Raw genomic sequence first — 20,644 nt, forward strand, 5'->3', positions numbered from 1 at the left:
TACTATGGTCAACATCGATATCAACATACCTGTGGATAGGCGAACGGCCATCGCTGCGGGCGCTGGACTCGTCGCGGTGGTAGGCGGTCTTGCCTACTGCGCTCTTCGACCGAGCATAAAGGTCGTCTGTGCGGAGTCCATAGCTCCCGCGATGCGGGCTGTGGGTGACAAGTGTCCTTTTGCGCTCTCGATAATTCCGGTGGCGGACGGCGACTGCACTGCGGATAAGGTCTCTTCCCTTGCCTCGTCCCGGGGCGCCGACGTTATCATCTGGAAGAACAACGCCCCCTTCGAAGACTTGGATGGTTCAAGTCTGGGAAACTTGCAGTCGATTGCGACTGATATCTCGGCCGGGTTGAGCTATGCCGTGAACACACAAGCAGAGGTAAAGTCACTGGCGATTTGCGCAGATGCGCCTGTGGCCGTCTTCAACGACGAACTGGTCAAGGTGATGGACGGTGAGTTGCTCGGCGAACTTATGCAGTTTGTTCTGATGTGTCGCGATTTGCGTGATAGATATCCCGCTGGTGTATTTGGGATAGAGGACAGCGAGGCCGACTCATGGGGACTTGCGGCCTGTATTGACTATTTTGCGGCAGCTGTGCCTGATATTGACTTGACAACCATACAGGTTACGGATGGTGCAGCTGGGGACGGTGATGAGCAAGGTGCAGGTCCGTTCAGCGAGTTTCCTCTGAGGCATTATTTCATACAGCCGGAGGATAAGGCCGCTCAGAGTCCTGCTGCACTTGAGTCAGGTTTTAAGGAGGGCGCATATCCTGTTGCCCTGATGCGCTTCTCATCCTACGCCTCGCTCAAGACTTCCGGTATCTCCTGTGATGCGGTGCGGTTGTGGGGAACGTACGATATAACACGACCCGTTTTGTATCCTGCCTACAGTGTTTCTGTCCCGAGTGCTGTCTCTGACGCTGCGGCTAACTTCATTAAATGGCTCTTAGGAGCGAAGGGTCAAGGTGCGCTCTGTGGAAGCGTGAGTTATGTTCCGGGGGGGCGAAGTTCAGAGGGTATTAGTCTGGCAAATGACCTGTTTGGTTCTGTGTTGAGTACGGGCGAGGAACAATCAGCTGAGGCGGATGACTCAGATCAATCATCTCTGATTTACGCCTCTCCCTCGTGGATGTCCAAGATTAGTGCGACCTCACGTGAACGATATATGGAAGCTGCAAGAAAGGCTATTACTAGCTGATGAGGATGCGTAGGTCAAAGGGTGGAAGTTGGAAGGTATTGAAGTGAACGAGAGAGGTGGTACAATGCTGCATTCCGTGATGAGTGCGAGTGCTCGAGGGAGAAGGAGGGTCCTGCGACTATGTGTCGTAGTGCTTGCCCTCGTCTGCGCGACTATGGTGAGCGCTCTTGTGGCGCCTACAAAGGCGGAGGCAAAGCGCCTGAATGTGAAGCTCGAAATTACTAACCTTGATGAGCACCCAGAGATAAAGGATACGACGTTTCATTATGTGTGCTCTTTTTTCCGTTGGAATGACTGGGTCACTTCTGGCTGGCGTCTGTCTGATTCGACCGGCAATTGGACATGGTCGAATTATAAGCAGGATAATAATCCGGATAAGGAATGGGTGGCTGGTCCAAATGATCGACCTGATGGCTACTGGCATAACCTTGATCTAAAGCCCGGGCAAACCCAGAGCGTAGATGCTAGAGATGCGAGTTGCTTTTATTTTTATCCCGTAATCAGTCCCTTTTCCCCAAGGACTGATCCGGCTTTATCTCTTGTAGATCTTCAACCCGCAGGCAATACGTGGTGGATTTCCTATAATGATAGAGGCTATGGTCCGAGGTCAATTGTTCCATTTAATTTTGGAGGTTTTCCATCCGACAATGATGGAACTATCATACTCAGAATGCGTTATACGCCGGGGTTGCCCAAACCACCGGCTCCCAAGTTTAATTTGGCTTTGAAGAATCAAAAACAAATAGATTGGCTCGGGGACAACAAACCGAATAGTGATACAACCTACAAAGGTATCAATGATTACCGTCTCTATCTCACAAGTAAAACGGTTGATAATACCGATTATGGTACTGAGAAGAAAAAGAATATCATATTTGCAATTGATATCTCTCAATCTATGCGATACGAGTTTAATGGTGTGGACAAGGGCCAAGATACAAGATGGCAGTCGGTGAAGTCTGCTGTCGACAGATTAATTAATGGTCTTGGTGATGATGCGAACAATAGGTTCTCAATAGTCACGTTTTCGAGTGATGACTGGTATTCTGCAAGGTTTCACGGCGAGGGAACCTATATTCGTAAGTATGGTAATACTAGTTTAATGACTGCAGCTCAGGCGAGAAGTGTGGCAGCCGGTTTAACGCATGCTCAATCTGGTGGTACAGATTATTCTTCCGCTTTTAGAAGGATCGATGAATGTTGCCAAAATCCAAATGATGGATGGGAGAACATAGTCCTCTTTATTACCGATGGTGAGCCTACATCTGTGCCAAAAGATGAGTTGAGGAATCTCATGGGCGCCACCGCACAGGCAGTTATTGCGACTGCTTATACGCGGGAGGCGGCAAAGGAACATTTAGGTCAGGTAAAGAGCTTCTTCTCTATCTTTGTCGGTACGAACCAGGGCACTGCCGCAGTGCTTAGTATGATTACGCAGGCTACAAATATTGCGCAAAATGAGAAGGGGTCTGTTCAGGCATCGAATGACAAAGAGATGCAGGATCTCATTAATCTTTTGACACGAAGAATTAAGAAACCGGATATTGGTGTTGCGATAAAGGATCAGCTTTCTCAATATGTTGATTTCTATCCAGGTTCTCAAAAGGTAGTTGCTACGGAGAAGGGTGGTAGTCCGAGGACGCTTAGTTTGTCGGAGTATAGCTTTGAGTATGACGGTGTTACGAAGACCGTTACAGCGAAGATCAACAAGCCCGCAACAAAGGACACAACCTACGTTCTTTCGTTTGATGTTCATTCCAACCAAACTGCTCTTGATGAATGGCGTAGTAATCCGGGGTACCCTGATACGGGAGATTTAGAGACCGACTATGCAGATAATAAATCAAGTTCTGGCAAGGAAGGCTTCTTTAGTAATGCAAAGGCGGTAGGCCAGATTACTTTTGATCTTGGTGCGGGTGAACAGTCGGTAGATTATCCCTTCCCCAAACCAGTAGTACAGGTATTCGATAACAACAATAAGGGTGGTATAATTAAGGGTCATGTCACGCTCTTTAACCAGCAACTTGATGCCGGTAAGTTTACTTTTGGCCTTTATGACTGTGATGACTCGGCTGATCACAATATTAAAGAAAGGCATAAGTTTATAGATGCCGGTGGCCTACCTGTAGATGTGAAGAACCAGTCTACCGATAAAGATAATGGATGGTTCAGCTTCCCAACGATTAATTATAAAGAGGAGGGTACGTATTGGTATAAGATCAAACAGGAATCGATTCCGGGCGATCTTGATGGCGACCAAATAAGTGCCTCTACTAAAATAAAGTATGATACCCATGAGGCTCTCGTTAAAGTTATGGTAACTAAGGAGGATGGGAGTTTCGTAGCTCGGGTTGAGTATGATCCCAAGGATTATCCGGACGATGCTTCAGAGGAAGATAAGGCTGCTTACTTCTATAACACCTACGGAGTCCAAGGTACATATCAGTAATGTGTTGTATATAAGCTTGTAGTACCATAAAGGTCTCTCGTTCAGTTTGGGCGAGGGGCCTTTTTTGGAAGCTTTGTAATTGAGGCTGTATCCACCATGTGGGGGTGTTTGTGTGTATGCTGCTGGTAGCTCGAAAGATGCATGACCTGGCTGTGAGGTCGCGTAGCAAGGGGGATGACATCCGTCACCCTCGTATCGGTCGGTCGAGTCTTGTGGTGACACTCTGTCCCCTCATTTTGGTGTGTGCTTTGGGACTGTGCTTGATGCCCCGCCCGGCCCATGCAGACACCCTCTCGGATCTACAGGCGAGGGTCGAGGCCAGCACGCGTGCCCTCAACGAGGCCACAGTGAAACTCGAGCAGGCACAGCGTGAGGTGGACGAGGGCCAGCATAAACTCGACGAGCTCAATGCCCGCCTCCAAGACTCGAGGGCTCGCTTCTCTAAGAGCATGAGTGTTAGTTACAAGCTGCAGCAGGACTCTATGGGCCTGCTTGACCTTTTGGTCTCGTCGGATAGCCTTGAGGATGTCATCGAGTATGTGCAGTACTCCAATGCGATCTCGTACAGGAGCGAGCGAGAGATATCGGAGTTGCTGGAGGCGTCCAAGGAGCTTGCGGCCGCACAGAGCGATCTCGAGGCGAGGCGAGATGACGCCACGAAGGCGCGGCAGGACGCGGAGAACGCCCTCAACGAGGCGGAGGCCGCTCGAACGGCCGAGCAAAACGCCTACATGGCTAAGCAGGCGGCCTTGGCCGAGCAGGAGAAGGCCGCGCTCGAGGAGGCTGCGCGAGCCGGTACTGACGCCACGTTCCAGACCGAGAACGGAAACGACTCCCTCGTGAGGACTCCCACGTCCGGTGCTGTCCCAGCTATCTTTGGCGTGAACTGGAACATGGGCAGGGAGGAGTTTATATCTCACTGGGCCGCGCGCATCGATGCCTTTCTGAGCGGCTTCCCACTTGCGGGCCATGGTCGTACCTTTGCGGAGGCTGCCTATGACCATGGCGTCGATCCTCGGCTCTCGCCAGCGATATCCAATGTAGAGAGTACCCGGGGCACGTATTGCTTTCTTCCCTATAACGCCTGGGGGTGGGGACACATGAGCTGGCCTGATTGGGATACGGCGATCCGCGCGCACATTGCGGGCCTTGCGGCTGGCTACGCACCCTATCTGACGGTTGCGACTGCAAATAAGTACTGTCCGCCCAACGCGGCCTACTGGTATGCGACCGTACTCTGGGGCATAGAGCACATCTAGCCCTGGATTCCCGTCTTCCTATTACGTGGCCTAGCCTCTGGCACGGCATCTTGCGATGATCGGTTGCGTCTGGGGCCGGAAGCCCCGCGTGTTGTTGTCTCGCCCATCGTCATAGCCTATGATTATGGCGATGGGCGAGGGGGATGGGGGGCGGTATGGCCCTGATAAGGCAGACCGACAGGCGCACGGGCGTCGTCTACGTGTACGAGGCCGAGGCGAGGTGGGACCCAAAGAGGAAGCAGTCGCGCTACGGCAGACGCAGGCTGGTGGGCCACGTGGACCCAAAGACCGGGGAGGTTGTGCCCAACAGGCCGGCACGCGCGCCCGCGTCGTCCCCCGGGTCGCGCCGCGAGCTCCTCGGAGCGTGCGCGCTGCTCGACGCCGTGGCCGATGAGTCGGGGGTCACTGCGGCGCTCAGGCGCGCGCTGCCCCGCAGCTGGAGGCGGGCGCTCACGGTGGCCTACTACATGGTCTGCGAGGGGCCCCGCCCCGCTCTCGAGGCTGTCCAGGTTCTGCGCCGCGCACGTGACGCCCGACGGCGCGCCGATCGTCCCCCCGGCGACCCTCGGAGCTGTTCGCGTCGACCGGCGGGCGGGAGCGCGACGCGTTCTGCTCGGCCCTCGCCGAGCGGCACGGGCGGGGCGATCGGCTCCTCTGCGGCACGACGTCGATGTCGTCGTGCTTTGAGGCCCTCGCCCGGGTCAGGTGGGGCCGCGACGAGGAAGACGTTCCGCTGCCGCAGGCCGACCTGGCGATGCTCGTCGGCGGGGAGGGCGGGGTGCCGCTGTGCTACCGCAGGGTGGCGGGCACCATGGCGGACGTGCCTGCAGTGGGGGCGCTGATCCGCGACATGGGGCCGTCCCTCGCCGGCGAGGTGCGCCTCGTGATGGACCGCAGGTTCTGGTCGGCCGCCAACGTCAACGCGATGATGGAGGGCACCTCAAGTTCCTGATGGGCGTGCCGACGTCGCTGGGGCTGTACGCGGACGCGGTCGACGGTCATGGGACCGAGCCCAGGACCAGGAGGAACCTCGACCCCTCCACCGGGCTCTACGGCATGCGGCTCGCCCACGGGTGGGGCTACGGGGAGGCCCGGCCGCGCGGGGGCGACGTCGCCGGGGCGAGGCGCCGCGGCTACACCTGCCTGTTCTTCGACGCCCCCAGGGCTGCCGAGGCGGAGCGGCGGCTCGCGGGCCTGCTGCGCGAGCTGGCCTCAGAGCTGGCGGCGGGCAACCGCGTCGAGTCACACGAGCGTTACTACGACCGGTACTTCGAGGTGAGGAGCGGGAGGCCCGTCGGCAGGGACGCGGCCATCGCGGCGGCCGCGGCCCGCGCGGGGTACTTTGCGCTGTTCTCCAACGAGGCCATGGGACCCTTCGAGGCGCTTGCCATCTACCGTGACGGGGACGCCATCGAGAGGCGCCTCGGCGACGCCAGGTCCCTGCTCGGCTCTCGCACGCCGCCCGCGCCTGCCGAGGACACGCTCGCGGGGAGGCTGTTCGTGGCGTTCGTCGCGCTCGTGCTCGCCGCCTGGCTGCGCCGCCGCATGCGCGAGACGGGGCTCGACGACGACCACACCCTGGAGGGCCTGCTCGACGAGGTTGAGGCCATCGAGCGGCACGCGCGCGAAGGCCACAGGCCTAGGGTGCTGGGGGTCACCCCAGGCAGAGGGCCGTGCTCGAGCGCCTGGGCTACGATCCTCCCGCCGCGCCATGAGTCTTTGGGAATGTGGGAGCCTTGGGCCATCTGTCACCTGCCTTGTCGACGCGAAAGGGATAGACGCGCCAGTTGATGTAGCCCTGCATGCTGCCCATGGGCATCCCCGCGAAGCGCCGGAGACATCCCTTGGGCCATGAGCAGAGGCTGTTGACGGGCGCGCCATCTTCTTCCAGTACTCGGGATCACGGACGTCGTGACTTATGGGGCTCGGAAGCAGCTCCAGCATCCCCCACCAGGCCGTTGCGGGCGCGCCTCCTGTCACGCGCGATAGTGGCGCCTCTGGCTACGTGGCGCTCGGTGATGGCCGCCTCCAGCTGGCGGATCTCCGAGTCTTCGGCCTCGGCGACACAGGGGTGACCGAGCGCCACGTGCGGGAGGGCCACCGCCCCCACGTGTGCGAGGTCACCGGGAGGCAGCGTGACATCTTCGACAGATTGGGCTACGGGTTGTCGGCCACGTCATAACCCTCCGGGAATTTGGGTTGTTTGAGGCTGGTACGAGCTCGCTATGTTGCCATCTGCCGGTAGTCGGTCATTTCATTACCGCTGACAGGAAAAACCAGCGATTCTCTAGATTACATAGCGTACAGTCAGATACGTGCTGAAGCTGAGACGCGTGGGCGTGAACGTGCCTGCAGACCTTGAGGCAGGTCTCCCACGGACGGAGGAAGAGATGGGTACGATGCAGCTGGCAGTCAAGAGAATGTTTCTGTGGGAGGCCTCTAAGTTACGACGTCTTCCTCTCCTGCCTGCGGTGCTGACAGCCGTCTGTCTGACGCTCGCCCTTGCGCTGAGTGCAACCCCCGCGCGGGCCGAGGTGAAGACGGGTACCATCGGCAAGGGTTGCTCCTACACGCTTGATGACTCCGGCAAGCTCACCATCTACCCCACGGACGGCGTGTCGGGGGAGATGGCCGATCCCTACAGCGCTGTCAACTATCGGGACGTCAGGTCGGTAGTCATCGAGAGGGGCGTCTCGGCGCCCGAGGACTCCTATGACCTTTTCAGGGGCTTGGGGCTGATGGAGTCCATTGACCTCTCCGGTCTCGACACCTCGAGGGTCACGGACATGGGGTGGATGTTCTACGGCTGCTCCTCCCTCGTCTCCGTAGACCTCTCCGGCTGGGACACATCACAGGTCACGAACATGTCACGCATGTTCCGCAGATGTTCGTCGCTCAAGGCGCTCGACCTCTCCGGTTGGGACACCTCGAGCGTCGTGCGCATGGATGAAATGTTCTCCCGCTGCTCCTCGCTCGCCTCCCTCGACCTCTCCGGTTGGGACACCTCGAGCGTCGTGCGCATGGATGAAATGTTCTTCGACTGCTCCTCGCTCGCCTCCCTCGACCTCTCGCACCTCGACATGTCGCGGGTGACGGACATGCACGCCATGTTCTCCCGCTGCTCGTCGCTCGCCTCCCTCGACCTCTCGCACCTCGACACCTCAAATGTCATGGACATGAGCGACATGTTCTGGAGCTGCTCCTCGCTCGCCTCCCTCGACCTCTCGCACCTCGACACCTCGAGGGTCACGGACATGGGGTGGATGTTCTACGGCTGCTCCTCGCTCTCGTCCATAGCGGTGGGAAAGGGTGCGGGGAGGATGCTGTCGAGTGATTCATCGGGCTTTCCTGCAGGCAGGGACGGCAAAGGATGGTTCTCTGCGCGCGACCGCAGGTGGCTCACGGTTGATGAGATCTCGTCCGGCCGCCAGGGCATCGCGGACACGTACACGACCTACGAGACGGGCGGCGGCCGGACCCCCAAGCAGGGGGGCTCCCGCTACAGGCTCGGGAGCGTCGTGATGGGGCTCAACGGCAACGCGTTCGACGTCCTCACGTGCGAGAAGACCGTGGACGTGCAGGCGAGCAACACCACGTTCACGCTCAGGGCGACCCCCCTCAGGTACAACGCGGACGTGGCGGGCTATCGCCTCTACCAGAGGGTCGGGACCAAGAAGGGCGGAGGTGGCGTTGGAGGCGGCGGTGGCTCCTCGTGGGGGCCGGCGCCCGGCGACGACCTCTCCGGCGTGCTTGGGGGTGAGACATACGAGATCGCGACGGCAGACGCCAGCGGCGACTTCGGGACGCTATCCTACTCCAAGTTCATGGACCCGGCAGGCAGGAACAGCAAGCTCTACGTCCGCATGGTGGACGCCGCCGGCAAGACGCTACACGAGGAGCAGGTTTTCATCTCGGTCAAGAACTCATTGGCGAAGAAGGCCAGTTCCATCTCCCTCGTCCCTGGCGAGCTGGAGTTCGATTTCGGGGACAAGTTCCCCTTCCTGAGGGGCATGAAGTTCCCCGTCGCGAAGGGCCCGTTGACGTTCAAGCTCACGGGGGACGGCAAGTATCAGATCGGGGTCAACTTCGACATAAACGACAAGAAGAACGACAAGCTCCTTCGCGCCCTCAGCAGTGGTAAGCCCGACCAGTCACAGCTTGGGAAGCGGACGCAGTCAGGAGAGGGCGGCTCCAAGGGCGACACGCTCACGCCCAAGTTCAAGTTCGTCGGCTATGCCGAGATGGACGCGAACGCCCGGACCGCCGAGGGCGTGGTCACGCTGTCGGCGGGCTTCGAGCACAAGGGCGCGCAGACGCAGTATCACTTCGCGGTCGTGGGGTTCTCGACGTCCGGTGAGATAGGCGGAGGGGTCAAGCTCAAACTCAGGATTCTGAACGACGGCAGGACCCGGATCATCGACGACGGGCTGAACTGGCAGCTCAAGCCGAAGCTGAAGGGCGAGCTGTACGCGGGTGCCGGCCTCGCGAACGTGGCGAGCGTGGGCGTGTGGGGCAGCCTGGGTCTCGAGGGCACCATGACCATGCTCCCGCTCGCGCGGCAGGGACTCGACGAGCTCTTTGCGGAGGGGAAGGCCGGCGTCAAGGGTGAGGCCTTCAGTAAGGACATATTCCGCGTGACGGTCCTAGACGGGAAGACCTACCTGTACAAGCGGGACATGGACAGCTCGGGGAAGCCCAGGCTCACGCTGCTCTCGGAGTCGTTCGACGCCGCCGTGACCCAGGCGCTCACGGACGTCGACTCCAACAGGGCGTACCCGCCCGTCTCGCGCGAGCGCGTGGACGCGGGCGCCCCGTGGCTGGGCGGCACGCCGTCCGGCGAGGGTGGGCACGCCGGCGCGAGGCTGCTCGCGTCCAAGGTCTACCCGCAGACCGACGTGCAGCTGTGCGAGGTGGAGGGAGGGGCGCTCGCGGTGTACGTCGCGGACGACCCGTCCCGCGCCTCGGGCGACCGGAGCCGCCTCGTGTGGACGCGCTATGACGAGGCGTCTGACTCCTGGTCGGAGCCGCGCCCCGTGTGGGACGACGGCACGGCGGACTTCACGCCCAGCCTCGCGCCCGACGGCAGGGGCGGCGCGCACGTGGCGTGGTCCAACGCCAGGGGCGCCATCGCCGACGGCGCGACGCTCGCCGACGTCGCCAGGCGGCTCGACGTCGCGTACGCCGCGTTCGACGCCCGGACGGGCGCCTTCGGCCCGGGCGAGTTCGTGACGGACTCCGACGCCTCCCTCGAGGCGAGCCCCGAGGTCACGGACGCGGGGGGCGGCCCCGCCATAGCCTGGCGCACGAACCGCGCCGACGACGTGCTCGGCATGGGGGGCGGACACGAGGTCCTCTTGGCCGCGAGGTCCGGCGGCGCGTGGTCGCGCCAGGTCGTCGCGCGATGCGACGGGTGCGTGACGGGGCTCGCCGCGGGCGCGCTCGACGGCAGGCCGACGGTGGCGTGGGCGACCGACGAGGACGGCGCTACGGCGACGACGGGCGACTCCAGGGTGTACGCGTCTGCGGGCGGCGGCGAGCCCGTCTGCGTCGCCGACGCAAATGCAGCGAACCCGCAGTTCGCGACCGCTGGCGGCGCCGGGGCGCTCGCCTGGTGGCACGACGGCGACCTCTGCTTCGCGACCTCGCTCGGTGGCGAGGCCGCCACGGCCGAGGGCGTCCTGCCCACGAGCCTGTACAGGCTCACCGGCGACCTCGCGGGCGACGCGCTCGCGAGCTTCGCCGTGGCGGGCGACGGCACGTGCGACGTCTGGGGCGTGAGGCGCACGTCCGACGGCTGGGGCGACAGGGTCAGGCTCACGGGCCTGGGCGAGTCGGTCTCGTTCTGGGACGCGGCCATGGTCGGGGGCGACCCGCTCCTTGCCCTCTCCACCGTCAGGTACGCCGACGCGACCGGCCCCACCCCTCCCGAGACGGGAGAGGCGAGGCTCTGGAGCACGCGCGGCAGCAGGGCACGGTTCGCCACGCTCGACGACGTGTCCTTCGACGAGTCCGAGGCGCGACCGGGCGAGGCGCTCCCGCTCACGGTGGGCGTCACGAACGGTGGCGGCGCGACGCTGGACTCCTGCACCGTCGAGGTGAGGGACGAGGGCGGCAAGGTCGTCGCGACCGAGGAGGTGGGCCTTGGCCTCGCGCCCGGCGCGAGTGGTGAGGCCAAGGTGAGCGTGACCCTGCCCGACAAGCTCGACCGGGCGCTCACGTACAGGGTGAGCGTCGCGCCTGCGGAGCCCGGCTCCGAGGGGCGGGAGATTTCCGTCGGCGCGGCCCACCTCTCCGTCAGGGCCGTCGCGTCGATGGACGGGGGCGCCGAGACCGTGACGGCGACCGTCACGAACCGAGGGCTCGTCGCGTCCGCCGCCGGCAGGGCAATCTTCTATAACCCCGAGCTGGGAGGCGAGCTGGGGACCTTCGATCTTCCTGCCATAGCCCCCGGGGGAAGCGCCGTGCTCTCCTGCGCCGCGCCGTCGGGCAAGACCTTCCTGGACGATGGCTCGGTGGGCGTGGGGGTGCGCCTCGAGGTGGGTGACGGGTCGGCCGACTACGGTGACTCGAGGGGTCTTGCGGGCACCTGGGGCGACGGCATCGACCGGAGCCTGCTGGACAAGCCCGACCCGGACAAGCCGAAGCCGGATCCCGACAAGCCGAAGCCCGACCCGGACAAGCCGAAGCCCGACCCGGACAAGCCGAAGCCCGACCCGGACAAGCCGAAGCCGGATCCCGACAAACCGAAGCCCGACCCGGACAAGCCGAAGCCGGAGGAGCGCGACGTCTCCAAGGCGTCCGTGGACGCGATACCGGACCAGGCGTGGACGGGCTCCGCGGTGGAGCCCAGGCCGACGGTCAGGCTCGGCGGCAGGACCCTCTCCGAGGGCACCGACTACGTGCTCTCCTTCAGGGACAACACGGACCCGGGCACCGCGACCGTCACGATAGAGGGCAGGGGCTCCTACACGGGCGCGAGGGACGTCACGTTCAGGATCGTGAGGAGGGACGAGCCGAAGCCCGACCCGGGCAAGCCACAGCCGAGCCCGGACGGGCCCAAGCCGGAGGAGCGCGACGTCTCGCGGGCGTCCGTGGACGCGATCCCCGACCAGACCTTCACTGGCTCCCCCCTGGAGCCGAGGCCCGCGGTCAGGCTCGGCGGAAGGACCCTCTCCGAGGGGACGGACTACGCGCTCTCCTTCGGGGGCAACGAGGGCATCGGCACCGCCACGGTGACCGTCACCGGGAAGGGGGCCTACACGGGCGCCAAGTCCGTCACCTTCAGGATAGGATTCTCGGACGTTCCGGCCGGGCACTGGGCCCTCGCGGAGGGCGCCGGCGGGGAGAGCTACCTCGCGGCGGTCGTCAGGATGGGGCTCATGACGGGCTACGGGGACCCCGCCACGGGAAGGCTCACGGGCCGCTTCGGCCCGGAGGACGGCGTGACCCGGGCGCAGGTGGTGACCGTCCTCTACAGGCGCGCGAACCCCGGCTCCACGGACACGACGACGGGTGCGCACGCGGAGAACGCGACCTCGCTGTCCGACAACGAGTCGGGCCAGTACTACACCGCCGCCGTGAACTGGGCGGTCCGGACGGGGGTCGTCACGGGCTACACGGCGGGCCCCGACGCGGGCAGGTTCGTCCCCGACAGGGAGATCAGCCGCGAGGAGCTGGCAACGATGGTCCACCGCTTCGCCGCCCTCGAGGGCGCCAGCGACTCGGTCCCCGACTCCGCCTACGGGGGCGCCCCGGACGCCGGGGACGTCTCGGGCTGGGCGAGCGGGCACGTGGCCTGGTGCTACGCCCACCAGGTGCTGACGGGTCACGCCGACACCGGGCTGCTCGAGCCGCAAGGCACGGCCACCCGCGCCCAGATGGCCAAGATGGCCGTCCAGACGATAAAGGCCATGGGGAGGTAGCGCCGCCGGACGTCGGACGCTCCCACTGGGGCCGCGCCCGGGGGTGACCCCGGCGCGGCCCTCTGCGCGCGGCGGCGCCAGCGGGCGGCATGGCAGGAGTGCCGTTCGGCGCCGGGCGCGCGAGGTTCTCGGCGACTGCGGTCTGCCGTCCTGAGCGCCACGGTCCCTCACTGCGCGCTTTCGGGTAACCCTGACTTTTCGGCACTTCCTTAGCCCACTGGGCGCAAGCCCGAACCGTCGTCCGCCCTAAGGACCTGCGTCTGGCTACAGAGGCCCCTAGGCCGCCGCTTGCGTGCGGTGGGCATCTCCGGTGTCCTGCGGCATGAGGCTCTCACCTATCCCACGGGAGGCGGGGACTCGACACCCACTCGGCGGGGGCCGTCCCGCAGGTAACCCAGGTGAGGGGCACGCGGCCCAAGGGAGCGTGGGTGTGAGGTAGAAAGTCAGTTGCCGGCGCATTGGCCAAGGTCGGCTGACCGGAATTGGCGATTATCGCCTGACTGGATGTGGCTAAGACCGCCCGACCCTAACAGAAAGACGCATTCTGGCGGCAGGCCATCACGGAAAAGCGCACTCTGCGTGCGGCATGCGACGGAAAAGCGCACTCTGGCTGCGAGTCCTCACGGAAAGACGCACTCTGCGATCGTGGGGGGTACAGAATGCGTCTTTTCGTGAGACGGTGAGTATAGAATGCGCTTTTCCGTGAGGCAGGCCGACGTTTGCGCAGGTGAGGAAAAGCGCACTCTACGGAAAAGCGCATTCTGGCTCCTGCGTCTCACGGAAAAGCGCTGTTTGCGGTAGCGCTGGATCCAAAGTCGCATTCTGCAACCCTCGCCGACCATAGAGTGCGCTTTTACGTGAGGTCCAACGCACAGAGTGCGCTTTTCCGTGAGGCGGTGCCATGTTTGCGCAGGTGAGGAAAAGCGCACTCTACGGAAAAGCGCATTCTGCACCAGCGGTGTCACGTAAAAGCGCATTCTGCAGCCGCCGCCTCACGGAAAAGCACAGTATGCGTGAGGGGAACAGGGGGGCCTCCACGTACCTACGGCAACTGCGTGGCACAAGCAATAGCAGCGACAAAGCATAGCACCGCGATGGCGCAGGTAATGCAGATGGATCCTTTGCCCCCTCCCTTTACGTTGCCTGTCACTACACCTATAAGGGCGACAAGTACGGAGAAGCTGCCCACGGTTGTCAGATTGAGCGTGAGCACAGTTTTCAGATCTGCCTGCATTGCCTGAGCGTTGACGTTCACGAGGGTGAAGATGCCTGCCAGGATGGCCATGATTGCCATCACGTTGCCGTACATCCTTCTCTCGACGGACTTGATCTCGTCAGCTGTGCTTTCGACCTGCTTAATCTCTTCACGGTAGACGTCCTCGTAGCGGCCCATCCCGCGAAACTCCATCTCGTCTTGGAAGGTGCCTTTGTATGCATTATCTACAGGTTTCTCCACACGTTCGAATGCGATCTGCGCAATCGGTCGTGTGCTGCACAGGGTGATCGTGTCTGCGCTCACGTTTGTCACCCTATAGTAGACTACCGTCCGGTGGCCGGGAAAATAGAGCGGTGCGTCTAAGGTAAGACCCTCACGGATGCGCGAGTTCTTTAGCAGTACGCGAGCAGCTATGGTGTGGGGAAGTTTCACGCCCTCAACACATTCCACGAACGCAGAGTCACCGTGCTGCAGCTTGCAACTTGCACGGCTCAATCCGTCTGAAAACACAAATCTCTTGGTCCTCAGGTCGCAGGTGATTGTTCCAACATTGTTCTTGTCGGCGTTAACGAGCACATCTCGCTCGATTAGCTCCCGTATCTCCCCGTCGCTCAATAACATGGCATAGCCTCCAGTTACAGACATATCTTGTATTGTAGCCCTGTTCGGTCGGCCAGACACGACATGAAGTTTTCTGCGCAGCATAACAAGGAGAGAAGCTGATGGGCCGAGCCTCGGCTGAACAGGAACTTCGAAATACCTGCGTCGCCTGTAGAGCTGCAGTTGTCTTCACGTCTGTGGAAGGCAGTTCTGCTATCGAAGGGCTTCGCCACACCTCCACGGTCGATCGTTCCGCCCCCTCGGCTAGCCGGGCGATCACGGGTCCCAGCGGCCCAGGAGGTAGGTGGCGCCCAGGCGAACGCGCGGGATCAACAGCATGCGTATCTCCGTGGAAACGAGGTGCCAGTAGAACACGCTCACGATCTTGAAGTGTAGGCATTGTTGTTCGGGGCCATGGAGAACCACATCGACTGGGCGGGCGACGTCGCGTGGCTCACGGACGGGGTGGTGACCAGCTGCCTCACGGAAAAGCACAGTTTTGGTGGCTTGAGGATCGCAGAGTGCGCTTTTCCGTGAGGACCCGCAGCCAGAATGCGCTTTTCCGTCGCATGCCGCACACAGAATGCGCTTTTCCGTAGAGTGCGCCTTTCCTCACCTGCGCAAACGTCGGCCTGCCTCACGGAAAAGCACATTCTGTACCCACCGCCTCACGGAAAGACGCATTCTGTACCCACCGCCTCACGGAAAGACGCATTCTGTACCCACCACGATCGCAGAGTGCGCTTTTCCGTGAGGACCCGCAGCCAGAATGCGCTTTTCCGTCGCATGCCGCACACAGAATGCACTTTTCCGTAGAGTGCGCCTTTCCTCACCTGCGCAAACGTCGGCCTTCCTCACGGAAAAGCGCATTCTGTACCTACCGCCTCACGGAAAAGCGCACTCTGGCCCGACGCAACCGCAGGACCAAGGCCTGCGTGCCCGTCGTCTGCCTGCCGAGATCGGGTTGGAGCTGGGCGGGCGGCTACGCTGACATGCCCACGAGGAGCTGGCCAGACGGGCTAAAACCGATCGACCCTAACGGCACCATAGGGCCATGGCGTCCGACAGGCCACAGGCCCACGACCATCATGGCCTCGATCCCCCCATGGCCGATGTTGTATCTGATGGCGCAGGGCAGGTCGTGATCCACCTTCCCAGACCGCAGCAGGAGCATGAACCCGCAGCTGCGCCCCAGCTCCTCGAACACGCCTGCGGCAAGGGCGGCGTACGGGACAAAGGCGACCGGCGTGGATCTCAGGCCCGGAAACGTGGCGAACGCCAGCGCATGGGCAAGCTGCTCGAGAAGGCCCGCAAAGACAACGAACACCAGCACGTCGACGAGAACCGCCTTGAACTGGACGTGCAGTCGCCTTCTCGCAACGACAAGCGCCCCTATTGGCGCGCCGAACGAGATCACAGCCGCGACGACCATCGCGAAGGGTCGCAGGCGGGGATGGCGCGTTCCCGACGGCCGCCACGCTCCTCCCATATGCATGCGGACTCTCCCACCCTCCCGGGAGTATACCAATGGGCGACAAAGCGGCACATGTAGGGGACGCAGCGTTCTGGGGGTAAGTCCGCAGGCTTAGAGCACCTGAGAGCTCCGTATCACAGGCCGTCCATGTGGGAGGGCCTCTATCCGTTGCCAACCATTCGCGATGGCAATACGTTCGACAAGATCACGACGCTGCTCACGGGGGCTGAGACGGTTCAAGTGAGGTTGGCCTGAGGGTTCCCAACCCTTCCATCACAAGAACTCAAGATTATACTGACTGATCAGAATAATCAGAAAGATACGGGTATAATGAGAGTACGGCAACATACGATGACACGGGAGGTAGCCACGATGTACGCAACACATCATCACCGCCATGGGGCGGGACCGCAGGGCGGCAGGGATCGTCGCGGCAACGGATACTTTGGACCACGCGGCCCCCATGGGAATCACATCATGGGCACCGTCACGGTTGACGGGCGCGGTCAGCTCGTCGTTCCCCGTGAGGCGCGTGACGCGCTCAACATCCAGGCGGGGGACCGTTTCGTCGTCTTTGGAAACGAGCGCCGCAGGTCGTTGCACCTCGTGAGTGCCGACTACTTTGACAGCTTTGCCGACATGCTCCTGTCCCGCTCGAGCCGCCTGGAGAGGCTTGCGCGCGATCTCCGTGGCATGTCTTGGGGCGAGGGTCCCGAGGAAGACGAGGGCGCAGGCGAGGGCGCAGGTGCCAGGTCAACCGATGGCGATGCGTCCCGGTCGACTCCGGACGCGGGCAGGCCGAAGGAGTAGCCATGGACAGGGGCCGCTACGGACGCGTCGTGCGTCTCTTCACACGCTTTGGCCTGGAGCTCTGGTGGCTCGATGCGGGCAGGCGCCTGCGCTCGGCGGGCAGGCAGAGAAGGCTCGAGCACAGGACCTACGCGCGTCAGGCGAGGCGGTTCAGAGAAGTTGCCGAGGGGCTCGGCGGTCTCATCATCAAGCTTGGCCAGTACCTGAGCGTTCGCGTTGACATGCTGCCGCGAGAGTACACCGAGGAGCTCAGTGCGCTCCAGGACAACGTGCCGCCGGTGCCGTTCGAGGACATTGCCGATGTGTTCGAAAAGAGCGTCGGGGCAACGGTTGGCGAGGCCTTCGCGACATTCGAGCGAGAGCCCTTGGCTGCCGCCTCGCTCGGACAGGTGCATGAGGCCACGCTCGTCTCTGGCCAGCGCGTGGCCGTCAAGATACTGCGCCCGCATATCGCCGAGACGATCGAGACGGACCTTGCCGCCCTCAAGACAATCTTTGGGATGGCGCAACGTTATACGAGGCTGGGTGACACCATCGACTTCGATCAGCTCTATGGCGAGTTCGAGCGCACGGTCTCAGCCGAGCTCGACCTCATGCGCGAGGGCAGAAGCGCCGAGGCAGTGAGGGAAAAGCTACACGACTTCCCGAACGCCGCCGTGCCGGACATCCACTGGGAGACCTCGTCGTCCGAGGTCTTGACCATGGAGTACATGGAGGGTGTCAGCATCTCCGACATCGGCGCCCTGGATGCCATGGGCATCGACCGAGCCCAGCTCGCGACGGACCTCATTGACGTCTTTGCCGAGATGATCCTCTACGACGGCCTCTTTCACGCGGACCCGCACCCCGGCAACGTCCACGTGCAAGCTGACGGCACGATCGTGCTGCTCGACTTTGGGATGATGGGTACGATCACCGATGACATGCGCAAGGGCTTCATGGGAGTGGTCACGGCTATCTTCTCGCGGGATGCGGCTTCCCTGGTCGATAGGCTGGGAGATCTTGGCTTCATACGCCCTGGCACAGATACCGAGGGCTTCACCAAGGCCGTCTTGGCGCTGCTCGGACACCTTGATGTGGGCGATCCCGACAAGGCCATATCTACGCTCGAGAACTACAGTGACGAGCTGCGCGACTTCATGTACGAGCAGCCGTTCCAGCTGCCCGCCAACGTGGCATTTTTAGGCAAGGCGGTGGCGACCGTCGCGGGCATCTGCCAGAGGCTCAACCCTGACATCGACTTTGTCAGCGAGCTCACTCCCCTCGCACAGGACCTGGTGGGTGGCGAGGGAAGGGCCGATGGCCCGTCTGGCCTGCTATCCCAGCTCAAGGACATGGGCGAGGCCGCCATCCCGGCCTTAGGGCAGCTTCCCGGTCTCATCGAGAGGGCGTCTTCGGGCAGGCTCGTCGTCAGGCTCTCGAGGACCCAGGTGTCGGCCCTGACGGACGGGCAGCGCTCTGACACCGACCGCATGACAAGAGCGATACTGGGTGCGGCACTCTTCGTACCCGGTGCGCTCTGCGGAATGGCCGTGGGCTGGTCGCCTTTGGCCGTCGCGCTGTTTGTGATGGGCCTTGTGCTCATGGTATACCAGGCGTGCCCCGCAAGACGCAAGGGGGCGCGGGGACGTCGGGGCCATTCCTCATGGTTAAGGCGTAGCGACGCGTAGGTCACCATGCGCCCTGGGAGCACAAGCCCGGCGGCCCTGCCACGGGTATCACCGGGACTGGGATTCCCGTCTCAGTCCCCGTGTGGGCGACGCAACCAAAGCTAACGAAAATAGCCGATACCTGCCACGTGTTGTTGGTGGAACTGGGTGCAACCAAACGATACCGTATTCATAGAAATCATACTCTCTAAGGAGCGGCTATGAACATCGTTACCGTCCGGGGCCTGACCAAGGCGTATCCCGGCTTCACGCTCGACGCGGTCTCGTTCTCGCTTGCCGAGGGGCGAATCGCCGGCTTCATCGGCCGCAACGGCGCAGGCAAGACGACGTCCATCAAGTCGATGCTGAACCTGACCCATCCCGATCGCGGAGAGATCGACTACTTCGGGCTGCCGCTCGCGGGCAACGAGGCGCAGATCAAGAAGCGCATAGGGTACTCCACGGGTACCATCAGCTGGTATCCGCGCAAGAGGATCCGCGACATCAAGAGCGTCATGAAGCTCTTCTACGACACGTGGGACGACGCGAAGTACGAGGGCTACCTACGTACGTTTGCGCTCGACGAGGGCAAGACCCCGCACGAGCTCTCCGAGGGCATGAAGGTGAAGTGCAACCTCCTGTTCGCCCTCTCCCACGGCGCGGAGGCCCTCATCCTGGACGAGCCGACCAGCGGCCTCGACCCGTTCTCCCGCGACGAGCTCCTGGGGCTCTTCGACCAGATCAAGCATATGGGCGTGGCCGTCTTCTTCTCCACGCACATCATCTCCGACATCGAGCGGTGCGCCGACGACATCGTGTACATCTCCAAGGGGAGGATCGTGGCCTGCGTGCCCAAGGAGGAGTTCGCCGACCGCTATCAGAAGCCGGGCGAGACGCTCGAGGAGTCCTTCCTTCGCCTGGAGGGGGGGATGCGCAATGCGTAGCCTGCTGATCAAGGAGATGAGGCTCTCCGCCTCGGTGCTCTCGTACGCCTTCATCGTGTTCGGCCTGATGTTCCTCCTCCCCGGATACCCAATCCTGTGCGGCGTGTTCTTCTCGTGCCTCGGCATCTTTCAGAGCTTCCAGAACGCGCGAGAGGCGAATGACCTGGTGTTCTCGGCGCTGCTTCCCGTTCCCAAGCAGGATGTGGCACGGGGCAAGCTGTATTTCTCGTGCGCCGTCGAGCTCTGCACGCTGCTGCTCATGGCGATTGCGATGGCCACTCGCATGACCGTGCTCGCAGACTCGCCGGTATACCTCAAGAACGCCCTCATGAACGCGAACCCCTTCGCGCTCGGTATGGCGTTCCTGATGTTCGGGCTGTTCAACCTCATCTTCATCGCGGGCTTCTTCAAGACGTCGTATAAGTTCGGGAAGCCCTTCGTGACCTTTACTGTCGTTGCGTTCGCGGTGATCGCGGCCGCCGAGGTCCTGCACCACGTTCCCGGGCTGGGGGCGCTGAACGCCTTCGGCCTCTCTCACCTGCCCCTGCAGCTCGGCTTGCTCGCGATGGGCGTGATGTGCTATATCGTTCTCACCGGGATCGCGCTGGGACGCTCCGCCGCGCGCTTCGAGAGGACAGACCTGTAGGGAGGCTTGCGTGCTCAAGGACAACCTGCTCATGCTGCGAGGCATCCACGGTTTCTCGCAGGAGGAGATCGCGGAGAGGGTCGGCATCTCCCGCCAGGCATACGCGAAGTGGGAGAGCGGCGCCACCATCCCCGACGTCGAGAAGTGTGCCCGGCTGGCGCGGGAGTACGGCACCACGGTGGACGCTCTGCTGAGGACCGAGGAGATGGACGACGGCCGCGTGTTGCCTCCCGCGCCAAAGGGCAAGAACATATGGGGCTCCGTGTGCGTGAACGAGCGTGGCCAGATCGTCATCCCGAAGGCGGCGCGCGACCACTTCGGCCTTCGCGCGGGCCAGAGGCTCATCCTCGGGAGCGATGACGACGAGGGGTTCGTCCTGATCCCGGCCGAGATCTTCGAGCGGAAGATCGAGCTCATGAGCCAGATCCTGTCCCCTGCCGGCGAGTGAGGCGCGAGGGGGGAAACGCC

The 20,644-nt window shown here is 62.2% G+C and carries 14 protein-coding genes; 12 read left to right on the forward strand and 2 right to left on the reverse strand.

Features of this window, described 5'->3' with window-relative positions:
* The first annotated feature begins 4 nt into the window (after positions 1–4).
* From ADJ70_RS01500 to ADJ70_RS01530, 7 genes are all read left to right on the forward strand, one after another.
* Complete coding sequence (locus ADJ70_RS01500) at positions 5–1,207, forward strand: hypothetical protein (RefSeq protein WP_050342875.1); 1,203 nt, start codon at positions 5–7, stop codon at positions 1,205–1,207.
* A 169-nt stretch (positions 1,208–1,376) separates the two neighbouring features.
* Positions 1,377–3,656 (forward strand): Spy0128 family protein, encoded by a 2,280-nt coding sequence (locus ADJ70_RS13925; RefSeq protein ID WP_172674424.1) that lies wholly within the window; start codon positions 1,377–1,379, stop codon positions 3,654–3,656.
* Between the two features lie 347 nt (positions 3,657–4,003).
* Positions 4,004–4,915, forward strand: a complete 912-nt coding sequence (locus tag ADJ70_RS01510; RefSeq protein ID WP_172674425.1) for a hypothetical protein — start codon at positions 4,004–4,006, stop codon at positions 4,913–4,915.
* Positions 4,916–5,585: 670 nt separating this feature from the next.
* Positions 5,586–5,867, forward strand: coding sequence for a hypothetical protein (locus tag ADJ70_RS01515; RefSeq protein WP_050342880.1), 282 nt, complete (start codon positions 5,586–5,588; stop codon positions 5,865–5,867).
* Positions 5,867–6,706 carry a hypothetical protein gene (locus ADJ70_RS01520; RefSeq protein ID WP_050342882.1) on the forward strand — a complete coding sequence of 280 codons (840 nt, stop codon included), beginning with the start codon at positions 5,867–5,869 and terminating at the stop codon, positions 6,704–6,706. The genes ADJ70_RS01515 and ADJ70_RS01520 overlap by 1 nt, the downstream gene beginning before the upstream one ends.
* Positions 6,707–6,833: 127 nt before the next feature.
* Positions 6,834–7,097, forward strand: a complete 264-nt coding sequence (locus tag ADJ70_RS01525; RefSeq protein WP_050342884.1) for a hypothetical protein — start codon at positions 6,834–6,836, stop codon at positions 7,095–7,097.
* Positions 7,098–7,305: 208 nt separating this feature from the next.
* Positions 7,306–12,837 carry a BspA family leucine-rich repeat surface protein gene (locus ADJ70_RS01530; RefSeq protein ID WP_050342886.1) on the forward strand — a complete coding sequence of 1,844 codons (5,532 nt, stop codon included), beginning with the start codon at positions 7,306–7,308 and terminating at the stop codon, positions 12,835–12,837.
* Positions 12,838–13,879: 1,042 nt separating this feature from the next.
* Here ADJ70_RS01530 and ADJ70_RS01535 read toward each other — a convergent pair.
* Positions 13,880–14,674, reverse strand: a complete 795-nt coding sequence (locus ADJ70_RS01535; RefSeq protein WP_050342888.1) for a hypothetical protein — start codon at positions 14,672–14,674, stop codon at positions 13,880–13,882.
* 961 nt (positions 14,675–15,635) lie between these two features.
* On the reverse strand, positions 15,636–16,148 hold the full coding sequence (locus tag ADJ70_RS01540) for a YhfC family glutamic-type intramembrane protease (RefSeq protein WP_050342890.1): 513 nt from the start codon (positions 16,146–16,148) through the stop codon (positions 15,636–15,638).
* Between the two features lie 456 nt (positions 16,149–16,604).
* Here ADJ70_RS01540 and ADJ70_RS13930 point away from each other — a divergent pair, with 456 nt between their 5' ends.
* From ADJ70_RS13930 to ADJ70_RS01565, 5 genes are all read left to right on the forward strand, one after another.
* Entirely contained in the window at positions 16,605–16,937 is a 333-nt protein-coding gene (locus ADJ70_RS13930; RefSeq protein ID WP_216597296.1) for an AbrB/MazE/SpoVT family DNA-binding domain-containing protein, read from the forward strand.
* A 2-nt stretch (positions 16,938–16,939) separates the two neighbouring features.
* Complete coding sequence (locus tag ADJ70_RS01550) at positions 16,940–18,607, forward strand: AarF/ABC1/UbiB kinase family protein (RefSeq protein ID WP_050342894.1); 1,668 nt, start codon at positions 16,940–16,942, stop codon at positions 18,605–18,607.
* Positions 18,608–18,807: 200 nt separating this feature from the next.
* On the forward strand, positions 18,808–19,530 hold the full coding sequence (locus tag ADJ70_RS01555) for an ABC transporter ATP-binding protein (protein ID WP_050342896.1): 723 nt from the start codon (positions 18,808–18,810) through the stop codon (positions 19,528–19,530).
* Positions 19,523–20,176: an ABC-2 transporter permease gene (locus tag ADJ70_RS01560; protein WP_050342898.1), complete on the forward strand. Its 654-nt coding sequence runs from the start codon at positions 19,523–19,525 to the stop codon at positions 20,174–20,176. Before ADJ70_RS01555 ends, ADJ70_RS01560 begins: the two co-directional genes overlap by 8 nt.
* A 10-nt stretch (positions 20,177–20,186) precedes the next feature.
* On the forward strand, positions 20,187–20,624 hold the full coding sequence (locus tag ADJ70_RS01565) for a helix-turn-helix domain-containing protein (protein WP_083443732.1): 438 nt from the start codon (positions 20,187–20,189) through the stop codon (positions 20,622–20,624).
* Positions 20,625–20,644 lie beyond the last annotated feature (20 nt).

The organism is Olsenella sp. oral taxon 807 (assembly GCF_001189515.2).
GTDB lineage: Bacteria > Actinomycetota > Coriobacteriia > Coriobacteriales > Atopobiaceae > Olsenella_F.

Coding starts and splice junctions, on each gene's coding strand:
- ADJ70_RS01520 (WP_050342882.1), top strand. CDS start 5,867: ATGGGCGTGCCGACGTCGCTGGGGCTGTACGCGGACGCGGTCGACGGT.
- ADJ70_RS01540 (WP_050342890.1), bottom strand. CDS start 16,148: ATGCATATGGGAGGAGCGTGGCGGCCGTCGGGAACGCGCCATCCCCGC.
- ADJ70_RS01525 (WP_050342884.1), top strand. CDS start 6,834: ATGGGGCTCGGAAGCAGCTCCAGCATCCCCCACCAGGCCGTTGCGGGC.
- ADJ70_RS01500 (WP_050342875.1), top strand. CDS start 5: ATGGTCAACATCGATATCAACATACCTGTGGATAGGCGAACGGCCATC.
- ADJ70_RS01515 (WP_050342880.1), top strand. CDS start 5,586: ATGTCGTCGTGCTTTGAGGCCCTCGCCCGGGTCAGGTGGGGCCGCGAC.
- ADJ70_RS01560 (WP_050342898.1), top strand. CDS start 19,523: ATGCGTAGCCTGCTGATCAAGGAGATGAGGCTCTCCGCCTCGGTGCTC.
- ADJ70_RS13930 (WP_216597296.1), top strand. CDS start 16,605: ATGGGCACCGTCACGGTTGACGGGCGCGGTCAGCTCGTCGTTCCCCGT.
- ADJ70_RS01550 (WP_050342894.1), top strand. CDS start 16,940: ATGGACAGGGGCCGCTACGGACGCGTCGTGCGTCTCTTCACACGCTTT.
- ADJ70_RS01530 (WP_050342886.1), top strand. CDS start 7,306: ATGGGTACGATGCAGCTGGCAGTCAAGAGAATGTTTCTGTGGGAGGCC.
- ADJ70_RS01555 (WP_050342896.1), top strand. CDS start 18,808: ATGAACATCGTTACCGTCCGGGGCCTGACCAAGGCGTATCCCGGCTTC.
- ADJ70_RS01535 (WP_050342888.1), bottom strand. CDS start 14,674: ATGTTATTGAGCGACGGGGAGATACGGGAGCTAATCGAGCGAGATGTG.